This is a genomic window from uncultured Gemmiger sp., from assembly GCF_934561205.1.
Taxonomy (GTDB): domain Bacteria; phylum Bacillota; class Clostridia; order Oscillospirales; family Ruminococcaceae; genus Gemmiger.
This window is the reverse complement of record NZ_CAKTFU010000021.1, coordinates 15,153-36,750: the sequence shown is the minus strand read 5'-3', so window position 1 is coordinate 36,750 and position 21,598 is coordinate 15,153. Positions and strand designations below refer to the sequence as shown.

Here is a 21,598-nt window from a genome sequence, read left to right as displayed (position 1 = left end):
TGTACGCTTCTGCTTGGTCGAAATTAACCTTAAAACTGAAGTACAGATTAGTCCTCCCCATATTTGATAGCAGCCTGCGCGGCGGCCAGGCGGGCGATGGGAACACGGAAGGGAGAGCAGCTGACGTAGTCCAGGCCAACGTTGTGGCAGAACTCGACGCTGGAGGGGTCGCCGCCGTGCTCGCCGCAGATGCCCAGACCCAGGTTGGGGTTGGTGGCGCGGCCGTCGGCAGCAGCCATCTTGACCAGCTTGCCTACGCCGATCTGATCCAGATGCTGGAACGGATCGCTCTCGTAGATCTTGTTGTCATAGTAGGCAGACAGGAACTTGGCAGCGTCGTCACGGCTGAAGCCGAAGGTCATCTGGGTCAGGTCGTTGGTGCCGAAGCTGAAGAAGTCAGCTTCCTTGGCGATTTCGCCGGCAGTCAGGGCTGCACGGGGGATCTCGATCATGGTGCCGACCTCGTACTTCATGTCAACACCGGCAGCGGCGATCAGGGCATCAGCAGTCTTGACGACAACGTCCTTGACGAACTTCAGTTCCTTGACCTCACCAACCAGAGGAATCATGATGTGGGGGGTGATCATCTTGCCGGTCTCGGCAGAAACCTTGAGGGCAGCCTTGATGACGGCGTTGGTCTGCATCTCGGCGATTTCGGGGTAGGTGACGGCCAGACGGCAGCCACGGTGACCCATCATGGGGTTGAACTCGTGCAGGCTTACCACAACGTTGTTCAGCTCTTCAGCGGTCATACCCATATCCTTTGCCAGAGCCTCGATATCCTCGGCCTTGGTGGGCAGGAACTCATGCAGCGGCGGATCCAGGTAACGAATGGTCATCGGACGCTCGCCCATGATGCGGTACATAGCGGTGAAGTCAGCCTCCTGGAAGGGCTCGACCTTGGCCAGGGCAGCCTTGCGCTCCTCAACGGTACGGGCGCAGATCATCTCGCGGACAGCCTTGATGCGGTCCTCGGCGAAGAACATATGCTCGGTACGGCACAGACCGATACCCTCGGCACCCATATCGACAGCGTTCTGCGCGTCCTTCGGGTTGTCGGCGTTGGTCATGACCTTCATCTGGCGGTTGGCGTCGGCCCAGCCCATGAAGCGCTTGAAGTTAGCGTTCTCGGTGGAAGCGACGGTGGCGATCTGACCCTCGTAGATGTTGCCGGTAGAGCCGTCGATGCTCATCCAGTCGCCCTCGTGGAAGGTGTGGCCGTTGATGGTGATGACCTTGGCGTCATAGTCGATGGCGACAGTGTTGTCGTTGCCGCAGCCGGAAACGCAGCAGGTACCCATACCACGGGCAACAACGGCGGCGTGGCTGGTCATACCGCCACGGACGGTCAGGATGCCCTGAGAAACCTGCATACCGACGATATCTTCGGGGCTGGTTTCCAGACGGACCAGAACGACCTTCTTCCAAGCGTCGTCCTTGACCTTCTCCTCGGCGTCCTCAGCGCTGAATACAACGCGGCCGCAGGCAGATCCCGGAGAAGCAGCCAGGCCCTTGCCGATAGCCTCGGCAGCCTTCAGGGCAGCGGCGTCAAACTGGGGATGCAACAGGGTGTCCAGCTGCTTGGGCTCAACGCGCAGAACAGCGGTCTGCTCGGTGATAACGCCCTCGTCCACCAGGTCGCAGGCGATCTGCAGAGCAGCCTGGGCGGTACGCTTGCCGTTACGGGTCTGCAGCATGAAGAGCTTGCCATCCTCGATGGTGAACTCCATGTCCTGCATATCCTTGTAGTAGTTCTCGAGGCGGGTTGCGATCTCAACGAACTGATCGTAAACCTCGGGCATCTCCTCATGCAGCTTGCTGATGGGAGAAGGAGTACGGATACCGGCGACGACGTCCTCGCCCTGAGCATTGATGAGGTATTCGCCCATCAGCTTCTTCTCGCCGGTAGCGGGGTTACGGGTGAACGCGACGCCGGTGCCGGAGCGCATGCCGGAGTTGCCGAACGCCATCTGCTGTACGTTGACAGCGGTGCCCCACTCGTAGGGGATCTCGTTCATCTTACGATAGACGTTGGCGCGGGGGTTGTCCCAAGAACGGAAAACGGCCTTGACGGCGCCAATCAGCTGCTCTTTGGGATCCTGGGGGAACTGCTCGCCCTGCTTTTCCAGGTAGATTTCCTTGAACTCCTTGACCAGCTCTTTCAGGTCATCGGCAGTCAGGTCAACGTCGAGGGTAACACCCTTGCGCTCCTTCATGGCGTCGATGCGCTCCTCAAAGAAGCTCTTGCCCAGCTCCATGACGACGTCAGAGTACATCTGGATGAAACGACGGTAGCAGTCGTAGGCAAAGCGGGGGTTGTCGGTCTTTTTGGCCAGGCCCTCAACAGCCTGATCGTTCAGGCCCAGGTTCAGGATGGTGTCCATCATGCCGGGCATGGACTGACGGGCACCGGAACGGACGGAAACCAGCAGGGGGTTGTCGATAGAACCGAACTGCTTGCCGGTCTGCTCTTCCAGGATGCCCATATACTTAAAGATATCGGCCTTGATCTCGTCGTTGATCTCACGATTGTCAGCGTAGTACTGGGTGCAGGCTTCCGTGGTGATGGTAAAGCCCTGAGGCACCGGCATGCCGGCGTGAGTCATCTCAGCCAGACCGGCGCCCTTGCCGCCCAGGATGTTTTTCATCGTGGTCTGGTCGCCGCCGAAAGCCTCGTGACCTTCTTTGAACAGGTACAAGAATTTCTTGCTCATAGTTTTCCTCCCAAATGTGTTTTGGACGTGTGCATTACATAAATCATGTTTGCATAGTCCATTATAACAGACTGCAAACGGAATTTCCAGTGGATTGTTAAAAAAATGCTCAATAGATTTGCCGAAAATTAGCCAAACTTTTTTGCGGAATCTATTGCAACCTGCACAAAAATCGTGTAAACTATAATGGGCGGAAAGTTGAGAATCTTTACGGATTTTTGTTTTTCGCCAATCTCCCCTCGGCACAATTTATTCCCGCCAAACGGTTTTCGGCTTGCGAAAACGCCGCGGATAGAGTACAATAGCCATAGAGCCGGGCTGCGCCTGCGGCGCAGCCCGGCCTTGAGGTATTTGTAAGGTAAGGAGTGTTTTGCATGTCTACCGCCAAAGAAAAGTTTGAAACCGCGCAGCAGCGCTATGCCGCCGCGTTTGAATACCACCTGAACAACGGTGTGGAGTTTGTCAGCCGTGATGTGTACATTGACCCCGAAGTCGTCATTGCGCCGAGTGCCGTGATCCTGCCGGGCTGCATCCTGCGTGGCAAGACTGAGATCGGCGCGGGCTGCGTGATCGGCCCCAACACCCTGCTGGAGGACACCGTGGTGGAGGAAAACTCCACCGTGAACGCCAGCCAGTGCTACCAGAGCCATATCGGCCCCAACAACAAGATCGGCCCCTTTACCCATGTGCGCACCGGCACCAAGACCGCCGAGGGCTGCCATCTGGGTGCCTACGTTGAGACCAAAAACGCTGACTTTGCCGAGGGTAACACCGTAAGCCACCTGACCTACATCGGCGATGCCACTGTGGGCAAGTACTGCAACTTCGGCTGCGGCACCGTGACCTGCAACTATGACGGTGAGGGCAAGTTCCACACTACCATCGGCGATTACGCCTTTATCGGCTGCAACACCAACCTGGTGGCCCCCGTCACCGTGGGTGACCACGCCTTTACCGCCGCCGGCTCCACCATCGGGCACGACGTCCCCGCCGGGGCACTGGGCATCGAGCGTGCCAAGCAGGCCGAAATCGAGGGCTGGGGCGAGCGCAAGCTGCAAAAGTACATTGCCAAAAAACAAAAGCTGGAAGCCGACAAGAAAAACGGCTGATACAAAGGAAGACGCTATGCTAGGAATGACCTCCGGGGCGGATTGGCTGATCGCCGGTCTGGGCAACCCCGAACCGAAATACGACGGAACCCGCCACAACGCGGGTTTTGAGGCGCTGGATTATCTGGCCGCGCAGTGGCACTGCGACATTGCCAAGTCCAAGTGGCAGGGGCTGTACGGCACCGCGCAGGTGGACGGCCACAAGGTGGTTTTGCTGAAACCCCTTACCTATATGAATTTAAGCGGGCAGAGCATCGCCCCCGCCGCCAACTTTTTTAAGATCCCCGCCCAACACGTCATTGTGCTGTGCGACGACATCACCCAGCAGCCCGGACATCTGCGCATCCGTCCCAAAGGCTCGGCGGGCGGGCACAACGGCCTGAAAAGCATCATTGCCAGCCTAGGCAGCGAGGAATTTGCCCGCATCCGCATCGGCATCGGTGCCAAGCCCAACCCGCAGTACGACCTGGCCGCCTGGGTACTGGGCAAGCTGCCCGCCGAGGACCGCAAGGCCATGACCGACCGTTACCCCGACATCGAGGCCGCCGCCCGCCTGATCATGGACGGCAACCTGCCCTACGCGCAGAACAAGTACAACAAATAAATGTAGAAAGGGTCTGTCCCATGAGTAATCTCCGCACACGCGCCGCAACCTGCCTGGTAACGTGCGCCTCCATGATGATTCTGTCCGTCGCGGTCAGCTTATTTTTGGTGACGGGCAAGAGCGACGGCAAAAAGACGCCTGCCGGCAGCGCCATGGCCGGCGGGGTATCCTCCGCCGCCACGGTCAAGCCCGGAGACGCGGGCAGTACACCCGCCCCGGCAGATTCCGCCCCCGCAGAGGAAGGTTCTTCCGCATCGGAAAGTTCCTCCGCAGAAGCCGACCCCCTGGCCACCCTGGCCGAGCAGCCCGCCACCCTGTTTGAGGAAGGGCAGCAGCCCAACTACAAAACCCCCGCCGATGCCAACATGAACCTGCGGGCAGGCCCCGGCACGGATTTTGATAAGGTAGCGCAGATCCCCATGGGCACCGCCGTTACCGCACTGGGCAGCAACGCCGACGGCAGCTGGGTCGTTGTGCAGTACGACGGCAAATGCGGCTGGCTTGCCAAGCAATATCTGGAATGACCATCATGTTTGACCAACTTTTTATAAAAACACAAGAGTTTTCAAAACTGGCGCAGGCGCTCGGCACATCGGGGGCTTGCGCCTTATTTGGCATACCCGCAGCCGGGCGCGCCATGGTATACGCGGCGCTGGCGCGGCAGACGGGGGCACCCTTGTGCATCGTGACCCCCGGCGAGGCCGAAGCCACCCGCTTTGCAGGTGATTTGAATGTGCTGGGCATCCCGGCAGCGGTATTCCCCGCGCGGGATTACCTGCTGCGCCCCATCGAGGGTACCGGCCGTGAGTACGAGTACCGCCGCCTGAGCGTTCTGGGCGACCTGGTGGGTGGGCGGCTGCGCGCCGTATGCGTGCCGGAGGAGGCCCTGACCCAGTACACCACCCCGCGCGCGGATTTCTGCGCCAACACCCGCACGCTGCACGCCGGGGACACCCTGCCGCGCGAGGAATTGACCGCGCTTTTGTACAGCGCCGGGTACACCCGCCGCGCCCAGGTAGACGGGCCGGGGCAGTTTTCGGTGCGCGGCGACATTGTGGATATCTACGCCCCCGACATGAAGCAACCCGTGCGCATGGAGTTTTGGGGCGATGAGATCGACACCCTGCACACCTTCGATTTGGCCACCCAGCGTCGGGACGAAAGTATTACCAAAATATACGTCAGCCCCGCGCGGGAGGTGCTGTGCGGGGCACCGCCCGAAGCCGCCGAGCTGCTGCGCGCTTTTTTGAAAAAGCAACGCGGCAAAAAGCGCACGGCGCTGGAAAGCTGCCTTGCCCCCGAACTCAGCCAACTGGACGCGGGCGTCATGCCGGTGAATATGGATAAATATCTCGCCGTGCGCTACCCCGAACCCGCCACCGTGCTGGATTACCTGGACGAGCCGCTGCTGATTTTTGAGGAACCGGCCTCCTTAAAGGAGGCGCAGCGCGCGGCGGATTTCCGCCGCGGCGAGGAACAGGCTGCCCTGCTGCAGGACGGTGTTCTGGCCGCCGGGCTGGGCGAGTTGTACGCCGACGCCGCCTGGCTGTGGGCGCAGACGGGGCGATACCCCACCATCTGCGCCGAAAACTTTGTGCGCAGTATGCCGGATATTCCCCTGAAAGCCGTGGTCAACGCACCCGCCCACACCCTGCCCTCCTGGGCCGGCGAGGTGGCTGCCCTGCTGGAGGACCTGAACCCGCTGTGCAGCGGCGGGGCCGCCGTTACCGTGATGGCGGGCACCGCGCGCGCCGCCGCCGGTCTTGCCAACGGCCTGCGCACCCATGGCCTGCAGGTCACCACCGATGCGGCCGCCGCGCCCGCCGCCGGGCTGGTGCAGGTATTGCCGGGCCAGCTGAGCGCAGGCTGCAGCCTGCCGTTTGCCAAATATGCCGTCATCACCGCCCGCGCCTTCGGCGTGAGCAGCGTGCAGAAGAAGAAAAAGCGCAGCAAGGACGCCCTGAACAGCCTGAGCGAAATCTCCGAGGGCGATCTGGTCGTACACCAGAACCACGGCATCGGTCGGTACGCGGGCATTCAGCGCATGACCGTGCAGGGCGTCACCAAAGACTACCTGCGCATCCAGTACGACAAAAAGGACGTTTTGTATGTGCCTGTCACCCAGCTTGATCTGCTTTCTCGCTATACCGCGCCCGGCGACAGCGACAACGTAAAATTGAGCCGCCTTGGCGGCGGCGACTGGGTCAAGACCCGCAAGCGGGTCAAGGCAGCCACCGAAGCGATGGCCAAGGAGCTGATCGAGCTGTACGCCCGCCGCAAGCAGGCAAAGGGCTACGCCTTCCCCGATGACGACACCTGGCAGGGGGATTTTGAACAGCGCTTTGCCTACGACGAGACCCCCGACCAGTTGACCTGCGCCGCCGACATCAAGCATGACATGGAGCAGCCCTACCCGATGGACCGCCTGTTGTGCGGCGACGTCGGCGTCGGCAAGACCGAAGTCGCCCTGCGCGCGGCGTTCAAGTGCGTGATGGGCGGCAAGCAGTGCGCGATTCTGGCGCCCACGACCATTCTGGCGTGGCAGCATTTTAATACCGCCATTGCGCGCATGGAGTCCTTCCCCATACGCATCGGGCTGCTCAGCCGCTACCGCAGCGCCAAGGAGCAAAAAGAAACGCTGCGCGGCCTGAAGGACGGCACCGTGGACATTGTGGTGGGCACCCACCGGCTGCTTTCGGATGACGTGAAGTTCAAGGATTTGGGGCTGGTCATCATTGACGAGGAGCAGCGTTTCGGCGTAAAGCACAAGGAAAAGCTGAAAGAAAACTTCATCGGCGTGGACATGCTGACGCTGTCGGCCACGCCCATTCCGCGCACATTGAATATGGCGCTTTCCGGCATACGGGATATGAGTACGATCGAGCAGCCGCCCTTTGAGCGCCAGCCCATCGAAACCTATGTGCTGGAATATGACGAGGGCATCGTGGCCGAGGCCATCCGCAAGGAGCTGGCGCGCGGCGGGCAGGTGTATTATCTCCACAACCGCGTGGAGACCATTGACGCCTGCGCGGCACGCATCGGCAAGCTGGTGCCGGGCGCGCGCATCGGCATCGCCCACGGCAAAATGACGGAGGAGCAGATTTCCTCCGTCTGGCAGCAGCTTTTGGACAACGAGATCGATATTCTGGTCTGCACCACGCTGATCGAAACCGGCGTGGACGTGCGCAACTGCAACACGCTGATCATCGAAAACGCCGACCGCATGGGGCTTAGCCAGCTGTACCAGATCCGCGGGCGGGTGGGGCGTTCCTCCCGCAAGGCGTATGCCTACTTTACCTTTACCCGCGACAAGGTGCTGACCGAGATCGCCGCCAAGCGGCTTTCGGCCATACGGGAGTTCACCTCCTTCGGTTCGGGGTTCCGCATTGCCATGCGCGATTTGCAGATACGCGGCGCGGGCAGTCTGCTGGGGCACAGCCAGCACGGACACATGGAAGCCGTGGGCTATGACCTGTATGTAAAAATGCTGGGGCAGGCGATCAGCGCCGCCCGCGGCGAGGCGCCCGCACCCGACAAGAGCGACTGTCTGGTGGATATTTCCATTGACGCCTTTTTGCCGGAGGATTACATCCCCGACGCCGCCGGGCGCATTGAAGCGTACAAGCGCATTGCCGCCATTGAGACGACCGCTGACGCCGAGGACGTTCTGGACGAATTGATCGACCGTTACGGCGACCCGCCCAAGAGCGTGCAGGGGCTTGTGGATGTTTCGCTGGTGCGCGTGACCGCCGCCCGCGTCGGCATTGCGGAGATCGTGCAGCGCGACGACCGTTTGATTTTGTACAGCGACATTGTCGGCCCGCGTCAGCTGGGCGCGATCATGGAGCAGTTCCCCCACCGTGTGGTGTACAATGCGATGGGACGACCGTATTTCAGCCTGCGCATACAGAAGGGCGAAAGCCCGCTGACCCTTTTGCGCGATGTTGTGACCCTTTTGCCCGGCGCACAGCCTGCGCCGCAGCCGTAAAAAAGTACCGCCCTCCCGAAAAATCGGGAGGGCGGTACTGCTGTTTTTAGCCTATGTTCATATCCACGGGTTTGGGCACGCCGTTTACCGTGCCGGTGCTGGTGTACTGCCAGATATTGTACTTGTAGTTAAAGCTCAGGGTGTCGCGGTACTGGGCGATCCAGATGCGATACTTGCTGATGTTGGCAAAGTTCAGCGAGTTGTAGAACCAGCTTGCGTAGGAGTAAACGCCCGCCGTGTGGCCCGCATTGCGGATGGTCTCGCAGAAGGCGACGGCATTGGCCGTGCGCTGGGCGGCACTGATGCCGTCGGCGCGGCCGGTGTCCCCCGCGACCTTTTCGGTATCGTAGTAGACACCCACGGGCAAACCGTAACCCGCACAGAGGCTAAGCACCATGCTGGCCTCCTCGACAGCCTCGGCCTCGTCGACGGCCTGACTGTAGAAGTAGACGCCGACCTTCAGCCCGGCAGCCGTTGCGCCCTGAATGTTGGCGCGGAACTGCGAATCCTCGACCAGGGCACCGCTGCCGTAGCCGCGGTAGCCCACACGGATGATGGCAAACGTGATGCCGTCCGCCTTGACGGCGTTCCAGTCAATGCGGCCCTGATATTTGGAAACATCAATGCCGCGGGCCGTGCGGTTCAGCGCACCGTCGGCGCCAAAGGTGTATACATCGCCCTGAATGACCTGGTTGCCTGTTACAGGCTGGTGGGTCGCAGGGTCATAATAGTACGTTGTGCCGTCAATATCATTCCAACCTGTGTACTCGTAGACGATTTTTTCGCTGCTTTCCACCGCAAAGCCGTAACCGGCCAATTCCGCCGCCGGGATCTCTTTGGGCCAATCGGCTGTGGGATCTGCGGGGGTGGGGGTCGGGGTAGCGGTTTCCTTGGGGGTCTCGGTCGGGGTGGGGGTCGGGGTATTCTCCGGCGTGGCGGTCGGGGTTGGGGTTGCCGTCGGGGTAGGCTCCGGCTCGGCAGAGGACTCCGGCGTCGGGGTCGGGGTCGTCGTCTCGGCAGGTGTCGCCGTGGGCGTTTCTGTGGGCGTCTCGGTGGGCGTCTCCGCAGGTGTCTGCGTGGGCGTCTCGGCGGGGGTCTCAGACGGAGTGGTTGCAGGCGTTTCCGACGGGGTTTCGGCGGGGGTCGTGCTCGGCGCATCGCTGACCGCATCGGACGACGGCGCAGGGTCTGCCGACGGCTCAACATCGGTACGGTGTGCCAATGCCATGCGGGTGATGCCCGGCGTGTGCCAGGCGGTCTGCGCCGCAAGGGGCGAATAGTTTTCGTCGCGGGCGGCACCGTTCAGCGTTTTGCCGTCGGCGGCGTAGGTAGGCAGATAGGGCGACTCGGTGCCGTCGGTCAGCATAAGGTGGCCGCTGCTGCTCAGCTTGGCGGTATAGACGGTAATGCGCTCTTTTTCGGTCTGCGCGCTCTCGGCGTAGGTGACGGTGTCCTGCACCTCGTTTTGGATGGGGGCGCTGCCCTGGTTGCTGCTGGCCGAGTCCTCGGCTTTTTCGTTGACCTGGGTGGCCTGCACGATTTTTTCCTTGACGGCCTGGGTATCGGCCTTGTAGACGACCTTTTCCTTGACCGTCACGGTCTGGGCCTCCGGCACGATGTAGCCCGTCAGGGGCTGCACCGCCACAAGGTAATCGCCGGGGGCGGCGTCCTCCACCAGCACGGTGCCGGTCTCGGTGTCCACGCTGTACAGGGTGGCCTTGCCCTTGGCGTCGGTCACGCTGACCATGGCCTCAACATTCAGCAGCGGCTGTTTTTCCGCCGTTTCGGCATCCTGCGCCTTGGGGGTAGGCGTGGGGGTCGGGGTGGCTGTCGGCTTGGTTGTCGGTTTGGCAGCCGCACTTGCCGACGGGGTCGCTTCCGGCTCGGCATCGGGTTCTGTCGGCAGCACAAACAGCTGCACACCGATATCCTGCTGCACAACCGTGACCTCGGCCGCCAGGGGCTTGTCCGGCTCCGGCGTGGGGGTCGGCGTCGGGGTCGGCGTGGGCGTAGGGGTTGGCGTGGGGGTCGGGGTGGCCGTCGCCACGGGCTGCGGCTCCGGATCGTTCAGCGGCACATAGCCCGCCGCCAGCGCGCCGACACCCAAACCGGCCGCCATGGCCACCGCCATGCCGCCCGCAACCAGCTTATAAATCGGCAGACGCGCCAGCGCACTGCCGGAAAAATATTTCATAGGATTTCTTCTGTTGAACATTCCTGTCCTCACGGTTCCTTTTTTTGCAATTTCCGCTTATAATAGTACAGTATGTATAATAGCACATCTGTACGCCGTTTCGCAAGAGAAAAGTTGTAAATTCTGCCGTTTCAGCGGGTTTTTCTTTGCCGCGTTGTGGTCACTGCGCAGCCGTTCCACTACCGCTTGTATAGGGCAGAAATTCCTCCACCAGCAGATCCACACAGGCACCGTAGCTGCGCATACCCAGCTCCTGCCCGTACCCCTGCAAAAACGCGGTGTAGACCTTTTCACCTGTGGTGCGCACGGGGCCTTCCCACTGTTTCCAGTAGGCATTGTTCTGCGCCATATCGGCCTGTGCCCCGACAGGCAGGGCCGCAAAGCTCGCGCGGGCGGTGTCGGGGTCGACGCTGTACAGCGCGTTGGAAAGATGCAGATACCCGAACAGCCACCCGGAATAGCCGTACGCGGCGTTCCCGCTTTCGGTCGCCGCCAGAATCCCCACAAAGTTTGCCTCCTGCTCGGCGGCAACGCCGCGCTGGTGGGCCAGCTCATGCGCAACCGTCACGGGCAAAAAGACGGCAGGGCAGTCCATATTCAGGGTACTCTCCCCCACCAGCGGGCACAGGTAGCCGGTAAAGCCCCAGGCGCTCATCAGTTTGGAGTAAAAAGCCGGCTTGGGGCGGCGCTCCGGTGCCTGCAAAAAGGGCCAGCGCTCCGCAAGCGGGTCGTACAGGCCGCCGCTGCTCTGCAGAATTTCCTTTCTGTCGGTACAGAACACGCCCGTCTCGTCGCGGGGCACGGTGTCGGCAGTCTCGGCCACGCGGTCGGCAAAATACTGCGTCACGGCAGCCAGCTGTTCCACGCTGACGGGCGGGGCGTTCATGCCGGCCTTTTGTGCAAAGGACGTGCCGTAATATTGGGTGCCCCACAGGGCGCACACCCCCGCGTAGCCCCAGACCAGCAGCACCGCCAGATGCAGCACCCAGCCCGCCACGGCGGATCTTCCGCGGCGCAGGGCGCGCACCAGCAAAAGGAGCGCCGCCAGAATCAGCACGGTCGCGCCCAATTCGCAGGCGCTGAACGGCAGCGGGTCCACCAAAAAGGAAACCGCCCGCTTTACAGGCATCGATACCGTTTGCAGCCACGCGTCCATCAGCGCACGGTTGCCCCGCAGGGCATAGAACGCCCCCAGCGCCGCCAACCCCGCCGCCAGTGCCGCCCAGGCTGCCCTGTGCCGCTTTGTCCACCGTAAAAAATGCTGCATAACACGCCCCGTCCTTTTCTTTTCGCCCTTTATTATAAAGGATGCACAGCCGCTTGACAAGCCGCCAAAAGGGTGTATACTTATTTACGGACATAAAAACAGGGGCGCTGGGGGGCATCCTCGGCTGAGATCGAAGCAAACCGCAGCTTCGTGTCGCCTTGAACCTGATCCGGGTAATGCCGGCGTAGGAAGTTTGGCAATATTGTCATACCTGTACGCGCCTGCATTTTTTGCAGGCGCGTTTTTCTTGGCAAACACTTGTTTTTATGTACTATTGTAAAAGGATGTGTCCGTATGTCCAAAACCTACTCCAAGACCCGCACTCTGGTCGAGTGCGCCCTGATGATCGCCCTGGGCACTGTTCTGGCGAACATCAAAATCTACGAGCTGCCCAACGGCGGTTCCATCACCCTGTTCAGCATGCTGCCCTTCGTGCTGATCTCCTTCCGCCACGGCGTGAAGTGGGGTCTGTTCACCGGTTTTGTAAACAGCCTGCTGCAGATGCTGCTGGGCTTTTACGCACCCCCGACCCCGGGTCTGCTGCCTCTGGTCGGTATGATTTTGCTGGACTATGTGCTGGCGTTCAGCCTGCTGGGTCTGGCCGGCGGCATCGCCAAGCCCTTTAAGAACAAGCTGGCCGGCGTGGCCGTGGGCACCGCTGCCGTGTGCGGCATCCGTTTCCTGTGCAGCTTCCTGTCCGGCGTGCTGATTTGGGGCAACCTGAGCGACGGCCTGGCTGCCTGGACCTTCAGCCTGACCTACAACGGCAGCTACATGCTGCCCGAAACCATCATGACCACGGTGGCCGCCGTGCTGATCTACAAGGCCGCCCCGCAGCTGTTCAGCGAGCAGGACCAGTAATTTTTCAAGAGTTTCTTCCGTTTTCATAAAAAACAGGCACCGGAAATTTCCGGTGCCTGTTTTGGTTTGCGGTGTCAGCCCTTTACATAGTCACGCACAAGCGCCTGCAAAAGATCGTCGCGGTCAATGCGGCGGATGATGGCGCGGGCATTTTTGTAGGTGGTGATGTAGGTAGGATCCTCGCTGAGGATATAACCGACCAGCTGGTTAATGGGGTTGTAGCCCTTCTCCTCCAGCGCGCGGTACACCTGCAAAACCGCCTGTTTGATTTCCATATCGCGCTCATCACGGATGGAAAACACGGCAGTAGGTTCAGAGATAGGCATAAAAAAATCCCCCTTTGGCAAATTCTATATATCTATTATACCGAATTTTACGGCGGGTTTCAATGGTTTTGTCAAGATTTTTGTACAATTTCGGCAAGTATGCCTTTTTTGACACCGCACGGCCCGGCTGCGGCAGGAAACCCGTAGATTTTGCCGCAAAAAGAAAATCCGCGATAGACCGTAACGGTGTATCGCGGATTTCTGGTGCGCCCGCAGGAACTCGAATCCTGGACCCTCTGATTAAAAGTCAGATGCTCTACCAACTGAGCTACGAGCACACGTGCCTTTGCTGTGTTCCCACAGCCCTAATATTATAGCAGGCGCGCCGACGCTTGTCAAGCAGATTTTTAACTTTTTGTTTGGTTTCGGCATGTTTTTTGCACATTTCCCGCTTTTTTGCCCTTTCTGCCGAAATTATCATGTTTTGGTTGTTGAAAATGCGCACCAACCGTGCTACAATAATATATCAGAATATGTAAGGTGCGCCCTTTTATAAAAGGTACGCGCCGAAAAGGGGAATAAAACTATGGAAACTTTAGGCAGCCTGCGCCGCACCCGTTACTGCGGCGAGGTAAGCCGGGCAGACGCCGGGCAGGAAATGACCGTCTGCGGGTCCGTTGCCCGCGCCCGCGATAAGGGCGGCATCATCTTTGCGGATTTGCGCGATACCACCGGTATCTTGCAGCTTGTTTTTGACGAGGATACGCCCAAGGACGTCTTTGCCAAGGCGGAAAGCCTGAAAAGCGAGTACGTTGTCATCTGCCGCGGCAAACTGCGTGAGCGCGCCGCCAAGACCGATAAGATCGCCACCGGCGACGTGGAGCTGTACGTCACCGAGCTGCGCATCCTGAGCGAGGCCCAGACTACTCCGTTTGAGCTGCGCGACGAGATCAACGTTAACGACGACCTGCGCCTGCGTTACCGCTACCTTGACCTGCGCCGCCCGTCCATGCACGAGCCGATCGTACTGCGCAGCAAGATCATGCAGATCATCCGCAACTATTTCTGCGACAACCACTTTACCGAGATCGAGACCCCGACCCTGATCAAATCCACGCCCGAGGGCGCCCGCGACTATCTGGTGCCCAGCCGTGTGCAGCCGGGTCACTTCTATGCCCTGCCCCAAAGCCCGCAGCTGTACAAGCAGATTTTGATGCTGTCCGGCTTTGACCGCTATTTCCAGATCGCCCGCTGCTACCGTGACGAGGACCTGCGCGCCGACCGCCAGCCTGAGTTCACCCAGGTGGACGAGGAGATGAGCTTTGTCTCCGAGGACGATATCATGACCATCAACGAGGGTCTGATCAAGCGCCTGTGGAAGGAAATGCTGGACGTGGACGTGCAGACCCCCTTTGTGCGTATGCCCTGGAACGAGGCGATGGGCCGTTTTGGCTCCGACAAGCCCGACACCCGCTTTGGGCTGGAGATTCAGGACGTGACCGAGGTGTTCAAGGGTACCGAGTTCAAGCCCTTTGCCGCCGTGCTGGAGGCGGGCGGCAGCATCCGCGCCATCAACGCCAAGGGTCTTGCCGACAAGCTGACCCGCAAGAACATCGACAAGCTGGGCGATGTCGCCAAAACCTACGGTGCCAAGGGCCTGGCTTACAGCCGCCTGACCGCCGAGAGTACGACTTCCAGCTTTGAGAAGTTCCTGACGGACGCTGAAAAGTCCGCCCTGTACGCCGCCCTGAACGCCGAAACCGGCGACGTGCTGCTGCTGGTCAGCGACAATGACTGGGTCAAGGCCTGCACCGCGCTGGGTCAGGTGCGTCTGGACATTGCCCGCAAGCACGGGCTGATCGACCCCGACAAGTTCAACTTCCTGTGGGTGGTGGACTTCCCGCTGTTCGAGTACAGCGAGCAGGAAAACCGCTGGATGGCCATGCACCACCCGTTCACCCTGCCCAAGGCAGAGGATCTGGACAAGGTCGAGAGCGACCCCGGTGCCTGCCACGCCGTAGCCTACGACATCGTTTTGAACGGTGTGGAAATGGGCGGCGGCTCGATGCGTATCAACGACCCCGCCCTGCAGGATCGCATGTTCCGCGCCCTCGGCTTTACCGAGGAGAAGGCGCGCGAGAGCTTCGGCTTCCTGATGGATGCCTACAAGTACGGCGCACCCCCGCACGGCGGTATGGCCTACGGCTTGGATCGTATGGTCATGCTGATGCTGAAGAAGGATTCCATCCGCGACGTCATCGCCTTCCCGAAGGTTCAGAACGCCGGCGAGCCGATGAGCGGCGCACCCGACGTGGTTGACGAAAAGCAGCTGAGCGACCTGAGCATCGCCCTGACGCTGAAGGATTGATAAAATCAAACACCCTGTACCGCAACCGCGCGGTACAGGGTGTTTTAGTTTGTAGAAAATGCCAGTTACCGGAAGATTTGTAGGGATGGGTCTTGACCCATCCGCACATCTGGCCGCGCGCAGCGCATTCAATCGCGCCGAATGGCGCGCGTTCTTACGTTATATCGTGCTATCGGCTAGGCGGCACGGAACGGTCAAGACCGTTCCCTACAAACTAACCGAAAGGTCGCGAAGGGTGCATAAGGTCAAATAAGATTTATCGACAGTCTGAGACACCCTGTACCGCAACTGCGCGGTACAGGGTGTTTTTTTAATAGGTCGTAATGGTGGTGCCTGTGAAGTAGTGGGTCAGAATCTGCCGGTAGTCCCAGCCGTTTTGGGCATAGCCGATGGCACCCCACTGGCTCATACCGCAGCCGTGACCGTAGCCGTAGACATCAAAGAGAAAGCAGTCCAGCTCGGCATCATAGCTGACGGTAAAGCACTGGCTGCGCAGGCTGCGCCCATCCACGCTCTGCCCCGCCAACAGGCTTTCGCGAAACCACGTTCCCTTGACGGTCTGGCCGCTGCCCTCGGGGCCGACGCGGATCTTGGCAACCCAGCCGTAGGCATTGGCAGACTGGATGCTGAACCACTGGCTGGGGTCCACGTCCGTCAAATCCAGGCCCAGCTTGTCCTTGATGCGCTCCAACAGGGTGGCGCGGGCAAAACGCGCCGTGCCGCTGGTGGCACCGTTGGTGTTCCAGTGGGTGGCAACGCTCTGGTCGTAGGGGCTGTCCACCGCCTGCAGCCAGGCGCGCTCGCCGCCCCAGACGTCCGCCGAGGATGCCGTGCCGGTGCTGGCGCTGGCAAAGTACGGCGTAAAGCAGACATTGCCGTTGTAGGTGACCAGCACATGCGCCACCTCCTGGGCAGCGGCCAGAGCCGCCGCGCCCGGTGTCGCCCCCAGCACCGATGGGTAGCCGCTCTGGCTTAAGATCCAGCAGTGGGTCGCAACGCACTGCGCCTTGTATGCCTCGGCAGGGGCGTTGGGACCAAGCTCGTTCTGGGCAACCATGGCCAGGCATTGTACCAGATCCATCGTCTGCGCCGTGCCGTTCATCGTTACATTGATGGTCTCGGCTGTCGGCGCAGGGGCAGGGGTCGTTTCCTGCGCAGGTGTCGGGGTGGGCGTGGGGGTAGGCTGCTCGGTCGGGCTGTCACTGCCCGATTCCGGCGCGGGGGTGGATTCCGGCGTGGGTTCGGGGGTAGGCTCCGGCGTCGGGGTCGGGGTGGGGTTTTGGGCTATCAGCTGATCCACCGTGATGGTCTGCTCCGGCAGGGTACCGGCGGCACCCTGATTCAGGTCGTCCTCCACCGTGCTGCCCTTGCCGTTTTTTGCCAGGTCGGTCAGACCTTTGATGAGGGTGTCGGTACCGGTCATGATGGTGCTTGTGATATTTTGCAGGTCAGAGACTACCCCGCTTAGGTCGGTATCCTCCGAACCGGAGATGCTGCCCGCCGCGTTGTGGGTCTTGGTGCCGACGCCGGCGTTCTGCCCCGCGTAGCGGCCCAGCCCTGCACTGACCAGCGCAGCCACATCGGGCATGGGCTGGCTGCGGCGGCTGTACTGCACAGCCGTGAGTAAGGGCTGTTCGGCGGCGGAAAACGCCGCCGTGCTGACGGCGGCGCTCTCCCCTTCCTCAACCACGCGGCCCACGATGCACAGCTGTACACCGTCCTCCTCGCTTTGGGTGGTCAGGGTTATAAAGCGGGAATCGTCCCCCGCGTCCGCGCCGGTGTTCCACAGGCTGCGCGCCTGTATGCCCGACACAAAGCTGACATAATCGTAATATTGCGAGAGATCGCCCGTTGCATACAGATCAAACGAGCCTTCGCCGGTTTCGGCGGGGTCGTAATAAAAGACGGAGATCAGCTTGCAGCGGTAGGTTTTTTCCCGCAAATACAGCGTAAAAGCGTTGTTTTGCTTGGCGACGTCCTCCTGCGCGAAATCGGCAAAGGCATCGCCCCGGCACGACAAAATCGTGTTGCCCGCGCTGCTGCCGTCCAGGGCACTGGGTGAGGCAAACCGCACGATATCGGCGGCGTTCTTATCCTGTTCGGGGGCGGGGGCATCGGCGGCGTAGACCAGCGTGCCTGCGCGCCCCGCAAAGCCTAAGTACCCCACCGCGCCGCTGCGGCGGGTCAGGGCGTTTTGCAGGTAGCGGTCGGCGGCGTCATCATAGATCGTAGTACCGTAGTTTTTGGCGGACGGACGGGCACCCAGATCGTTATGCACAAACAGCCAGACGCCGCCTGCGCCCGCCAGAAGGATCAGCAGCAGGGTCAGCAGCGTCAGAATGGCCGTGCGCTTACGGCGGCGCTCGGTCTTTTCAATGACCTCCAGGCTGCGGGTGCGGATGGAGTTTTGCGGCATGGTGTCCTGCATTTTCTCGCCGCCGCGCCGCTTTTTGCGCGGGGGCGCAGGCTCCTCGGCCGCCGAGTTCTCAAACAGGCGGTTGGCCGCCTGGGCAAAGGCGTCCACGTCGGTGTTTCTGCCCGCTGCCTCGTCCGCCGCATCGGCGGCCTGTGCCTGCGCGATGGCGGCAGGGTCCAGGCCCGCCGAGAAATCCGGCACATCATCGTCCAAAATCGAGGGCTTCGGCGCCGCGCGGTGCGGCGTGGGTTCCGGCTCCTGCGTGGGTTCCGGCTGCATGGAGACCGAGAAATCCTCCTCAGGGGCAGGCGGCTGCGCAGTCGGTTCTTCCTCAAAGCGAATGGTTCCCGTGGGCACGCGCGGCACGGTCAGCGGCACCTCGATGGGCTGCTGCGGTGCGGGCGTCGGCTCTGCCGCGGCGGCAGGTTGGGCAGACGGCGCGGGGCGCGCCGTGTCAAAGTCCATCATCGGCTCAAAGGAAGTGGTGGGGTCATCGGCGGGCGGGGTGCGGCGGCGCAGCGAAAAGCGCACCGTGTTGCCGCGCTCGCGCCCGGCCTCGCTGACAAGCAGCAGCGGGCGCTCCTTGCCGGGGCGGAAGGTTATGCAGGAATCCGTCAGCCGCAGCCCCAACAGACGGCGGCGCAAAAGATCCAGCATCTGGTTGGCGATGGCGGCATCGCTCAAGTCCGGCGGCAGGGCGCAGGCGGCGGCGCCGTGGCGGTCGCACACCAGCACAAAGGGGCACTGCCCCACGGTGGCGGGCATGTATGCCGCGCCGAAATCCGCCCCCGCCACCTGCATGGCGTTGAGGGCGCGCCCCGCCGATGCCTGTACCACATCACCGGGAAAGCGCTTGAGCAGCACCGGCGGCACGACGATCTGCTTGCGGTTTTCGGGGTGGGCGTAGGTCTCGGTGCCGAAATCAAACACCGCCTCGCTGTGGGGCAGGGGCTGCAGCTGGCTGCCCAGCAGGCGGCCGGTGGTTTCGTCCACGGCCACCAACAGCTTGCGGCGGTCCAGCATGGCCGAAAGCGTTGCCTGTGCCAGGCTGGTCTCGCCCTCGGCAAAGATATCGTCACCGAATTTGGCGCGCAGACGCAGCGCCCATTTTTCGCAGTATTGTTCCGCCATGGCGCGGTTGGGCGCACTGATCTGTATGCAGACGGCAAACTCGCCGTCGCGCTCCAGCAGGCGCAAGCCCGGGCAGCCGTCGGCGCGGGCCTGCCGCAATACAGCAGAGACCTCGGCGGCGGTGGGGCCGAAAACACGCAGAATTTTTAATTGTGTGTTTACCATGGTGTGTTCCTCGTTTTATATATCTAACGTAACTGCGTCCGTATTTTCCGTAACAGGCAGACTGTCCGGCACGGGCAGCCCCAGCGCCATGCGGCGCAAAAGATCCAGCGCATACAGCGCCGCGCGGGTGCGTATCACGCTGCGCTCGCGGTAGCCGCCCAGCGTCAGGCGCATCAAAACTCCATGTCCCGTGCGGGCGTCGGCGCCGGCAAGGTACATCGTGCCCACCGGCTTGCCCGGCAGGTCTCCGTCGGGGCCGGCCAACCCCGTGATGCCCACGGCCAGCTCTGCGCCCGATGCCCTGGCGGCACCAAAGGCCATGGCCACGGCCACAGGGCCGGAAACTACATTGTAGCGTTCTATCATTTCTGCCGACACGCCCAAAAGCTGCTGCTTGGCGGCCTCGGCGTAGGTGACAAAGCCAAAGCCGAACACCGCGCTGGAGCCGGGCACGTTGGTCAGCCGTTCGGCAACCATACCGCCGGTGCAGCTTTCGGCGGTGGCGGCGTGCAGACCGCGCTCCCGCAGGGCGCGCACAACGGTGTACTCCAAGGCGGGCACATCGATATCATACGCAGCATCGCCCAAAATATCCTTGAACTGTGCCAAGCGCGCATTGCAGGCAACCTCGGCCTCGGCGGCGTTGGCGGCGCGGGCGGTCACGCGAATCTCGCACTCGCCGGTTTTGCAGTAGATGGCCGCCGTGGGGTTGGCGCTCTCAAACAGCGCTCCCACCTTGCTGGCAATGGCACTTTCGCCGCCCAGCACACGCAGGGTGCGGCTGTGGATGGTGCAGTTCTGGCGCTTTTCCAGCAATGGGCGCACCTGCTCGGCCCACATGGCCTTCATCTCCCGCGGGACGCCGGGCATCAGCACGGCGCAGTGGCCGCCGTCCTCAAACCATGCACCGGGTGCGGTGCCGTGGTCGTTAAGGACCTTGTGCCCCTTGGTGGGCACCACGGCCTGTTTGCGGTTATTTTCGGTGGGGCGGCGGTTGGTGCGGGCAAAAAAGTCCAGGATTTTCTGCCACTCGGCCTCGTCAAAGTGCAGGGTGTCGCCAAAGGCATCGGCCACCGTTTCCTTGGTCAAATCGTCCTCGGTGGGGCCAAGCCCGCCGGAAAACACCAGCAGATCGCTGCGCTGCTTCGCCTGTAAAACCAGCGCCCGCAGACGGTCGGGGTTATCCCCGATGACGTGCTGGTGCAGTACGCTGATGCCCAGTTCCGCCAGCTCTCGGCTTAAAAACTGGGCGTTGGTGTTGACGATATCCCCCAAGAGCAGCTCGGTGCCCACACAGATGATCTCCGCTGTCACAGCAAATCTTCCTCTCCCATACGGATGGCGATTTTTTCCACGGTCTCGGCGGCCTCATGCTCCAAGACGCGCAGGTCGGGCATAGCCTCCTCGGCGGCCAGAATTTCCTCCAGCGAGGGGTTGGTCTTGGGATGCGGCGGGGTAAAGATGGTGCAGCAATCCTCATACGGCTCGATGGAAGTTTCAAAGGTGCCGATTTTGCGCGAAATCGCGATAATTTCCGTCTTATCCATACCGATGCAGGGGCGCAGCACGGGCAGGCTCTGCGCGGCATCGGTGCAGGCCAGCGCCGCCATCGTCTGGCTGGCCACCTGCGCCAGGCTTTCGCCGGTGATAAGCGCCTGCAGCTCCATCTTGTTGGCCAGTTCCTCGGCAATGCGCAGCATACTGCGGCGCATCAGGACGGTAAACAGCACGTCGGGCGCGTGGTCGCGGATATACTCCTGCGGCTTGGTGTAGGGCACGACAAACAGCGTGCAGTTGCCGGTATACTCGACCAGTTCGCGGGCGAGGTCGCGCACCTTGAGCTTGGCGCGCAGGCTGGTGTACGGCGGGCTGGCAAAGTGGATGTGGTGCAGCGCCAGACCGCGGCGCGCCATGCACCACGCCGCCACAGGGCTGTCAATGCCGCCGGAAAGCAGGTTCAGCGCACGGCCGCTGGTGCCCACGGGCAGGCCGCCCGCCGCCTCGACCTTGGGGCCGTGGATATAGGCGGCGCGGTCACGAATTTCGACCATGATCTGCAGCTGGGGCTGGTGGACATCCACGCGCAGGTGGTGGTGCTTGTCCAGCAGGTAAGCGCCCAGCTCGCGGCAAATCTCGGGGCTTTTCATCGGGTAATTTTTGTCGGCGCGCTTGGCTTCGACCTTGAAGGTGCGCACGCCGGACAGCTGTTCGCCCAGGTAGGCTTCGGCGGTTTCGCAGATGGCGTCAAAGTCCTTGGGGCACTCGACAGCGCGGCTCATTTTAACGATGCCGAACACGCGGGAAATGCGGCGGAAAGCCTCGTCCATATCCAGCCCGTCCTCCTTTGGCTCGATAAAGACGGTGCTTTGCGCGGCATAGACGCGGAATTTGCCCAGCGGTTCCAGCCGCCAGCGGATGATTTTGATGAGGCGGGCCTCAAACTTGCCGCGGTTCAGACCCTTGAGGGCGATTTCGCCCTGATAGGCCATAAGAATCTCTTTCATACTCAAAAAAC

General features: G+C 61.4%; 13 protein-coding genes, 1 tRNA gene and 1 riboswitch. Of the genes, 6 read left to right on the top strand and 8 right to left on the bottom strand.

Annotated features, from left to right (window positions below; genetic code table 11):
• Positions 1–47 precede the first annotated feature (47 nt).
• Positions 48–2,714, bottom strand: coding sequence for a pyruvate, phosphate dikinase (gene ppdK, locus Q0I19_RS10855; RefSeq protein ID WP_294760542.1), 2,667 nt, complete (start codon positions 2,712–2,714; stop codon positions 48–50).
• 374 nt (positions 2,715–3,088) lie between these two features.
• Between ppdK and Q0I19_RS10850 the strand changes: the two genes are divergently transcribed.
• The 4 genes from Q0I19_RS10850 to mfd are packed head-to-tail and all read left to right on the top strand — an operon-like array spanning position 3,089 to position 8,415.
• Positions 3,089–3,823, top strand: coding sequence for a UDP-N-acetylglucosamine diphosphorylase (locus tag Q0I19_RS10850; protein ID WP_294760540.1), 735 nt, complete (start codon positions 3,089–3,091; stop codon positions 3,821–3,823).
• Positions 3,824–3,839: 16 nt separating this feature from the next.
• The gene (gene pth, locus Q0I19_RS10845; RefSeq protein WP_294760538.1) at positions 3,840–4,427 is read left to right on the top strand and encodes an aminoacyl-tRNA hydrolase; all 588 of its coding nucleotides are present in this window, start codon (positions 3,840–3,842) and stop codon (positions 4,425–4,427) included.
• Positions 4,428–4,447: 20 nt separating this feature from the next.
• Positions 4,448–4,951: an SH3 domain-containing protein gene (locus Q0I19_RS10840; RefSeq protein WP_294760536.1), complete on the top strand. Its 504-nt coding sequence runs from the start codon at positions 4,448–4,450 to the stop codon at positions 4,949–4,951.
• A 5-nt stretch (positions 4,952–4,956) separates the two neighbouring features.
• Positions 4,957–8,415, top strand: coding sequence for a transcription-repair coupling factor (gene mfd, locus Q0I19_RS10835; RefSeq protein ID WP_294760534.1), 3,459 nt, complete (start codon positions 4,957–4,959; stop codon positions 8,413–8,415).
• Between the two features lie 46 nt (positions 8,416–8,461).
• Here mfd and Q0I19_RS10830 read toward each other — a convergent pair whose 3' ends face one another.
• Complete coding sequence (locus Q0I19_RS10830) at positions 8,462–10,609, bottom strand: GH25 family lysozyme (RefSeq protein WP_294760532.1); 2,148 nt, start codon at positions 10,607–10,609, stop codon at positions 8,462–8,464.
• 160 nt (positions 10,610–10,769) lie between these two features.
• Entirely contained in the window at positions 10,770–11,876 is a 1,107-nt protein-coding gene (locus tag Q0I19_RS10825; RefSeq protein WP_294760530.1) for a DUF3810 domain-containing protein, read from the bottom strand.
• A gap of 90 nt (positions 11,877–11,966) precedes the next feature.
• Positions 11,967–12,084, top strand: a riboswitch (TPP riboswitch).
• 86 nt (positions 12,085–12,170) lie between these two features.
• On the opposite strand from Q0I19_RS10825, the gene thiT reads away from it, so the two are divergent.
• Positions 12,171–12,737 (top strand): energy-coupled thiamine transporter ThiT, encoded by a 567-nt coding sequence (gene thiT, locus Q0I19_RS10820; protein ID WP_294760528.1) that lies wholly within the window; start codon positions 12,171–12,173, stop codon positions 12,735–12,737.
• 74 nt (positions 12,738–12,811) lie between these two features.
• Here thiT and Q0I19_RS10815 read toward each other — a convergent pair whose 3' ends face one another.
• Both Q0I19_RS10815 and Q0I19_RS10810 read right to left on the bottom strand, forming a co-directional pair.
• Entirely contained in the window at positions 12,812–13,063 is a 252-nt protein-coding gene (locus Q0I19_RS10815; RefSeq protein ID WP_294760527.1) for an IreB family regulatory phosphoprotein, read from the bottom strand.
• 202 nt (positions 13,064–13,265) lie between these two features.
• Positions 13,266–13,341 (bottom strand) — tRNA-Lys (locus Q0I19_RS10810).
• A 248-nt stretch (positions 13,342–13,589) separates the two neighbouring features.
• Between Q0I19_RS10810 and aspS the strand changes: the two genes are divergently transcribed.
• On the top strand, positions 13,590–15,371 hold the full coding sequence (gene aspS / locus Q0I19_RS10805) for an aspartate--tRNA ligase (RefSeq protein ID WP_294760525.1): 1,782 nt from the start codon (positions 13,590–13,592) through the stop codon (positions 15,369–15,371).
• Positions 15,372–15,681: 310 nt separating this feature from the next.
• Here the strand turns inward: aspS and Q0I19_RS10800 are convergent, their stop codons facing one another.
• The 3 genes from Q0I19_RS10800 to thiI are packed head-to-tail and all read right to left on the bottom strand — an operon-like array spanning position 15,682 to position 21,587.
• Positions 15,682–19,083 carry a SpoIID/LytB domain-containing protein gene (locus tag Q0I19_RS10800; RefSeq protein ID WP_294760523.1) on the bottom strand — a complete coding sequence of 1,134 codons (3,402 nt, stop codon included), beginning with the start codon at positions 19,081–19,083 and terminating at the stop codon, positions 15,682–15,684.
• A gap of 15 nt (positions 19,084–19,098) precedes the next feature.
• The gene (locus tag Q0I19_RS10795) at positions 19,099–20,397 is read right to left on the bottom strand and encodes a competence/damage-inducible protein A (RefSeq protein ID WP_294760522.1); all 1,299 of its coding nucleotides are present in this window, start codon (positions 20,395–20,397) and stop codon (positions 19,099–19,101) included.
• Entirely contained in the window at positions 20,394–21,587 is a 1,194-nt protein-coding gene (gene thiI, locus Q0I19_RS10790; RefSeq protein WP_294760520.1) for a tRNA uracil 4-sulfurtransferase ThiI, read from the bottom strand. Before thiI ends, Q0I19_RS10795 begins: the two co-directional genes overlap by 4 nt.
• Positions 21,588–21,598 lie beyond the last annotated feature (11 nt).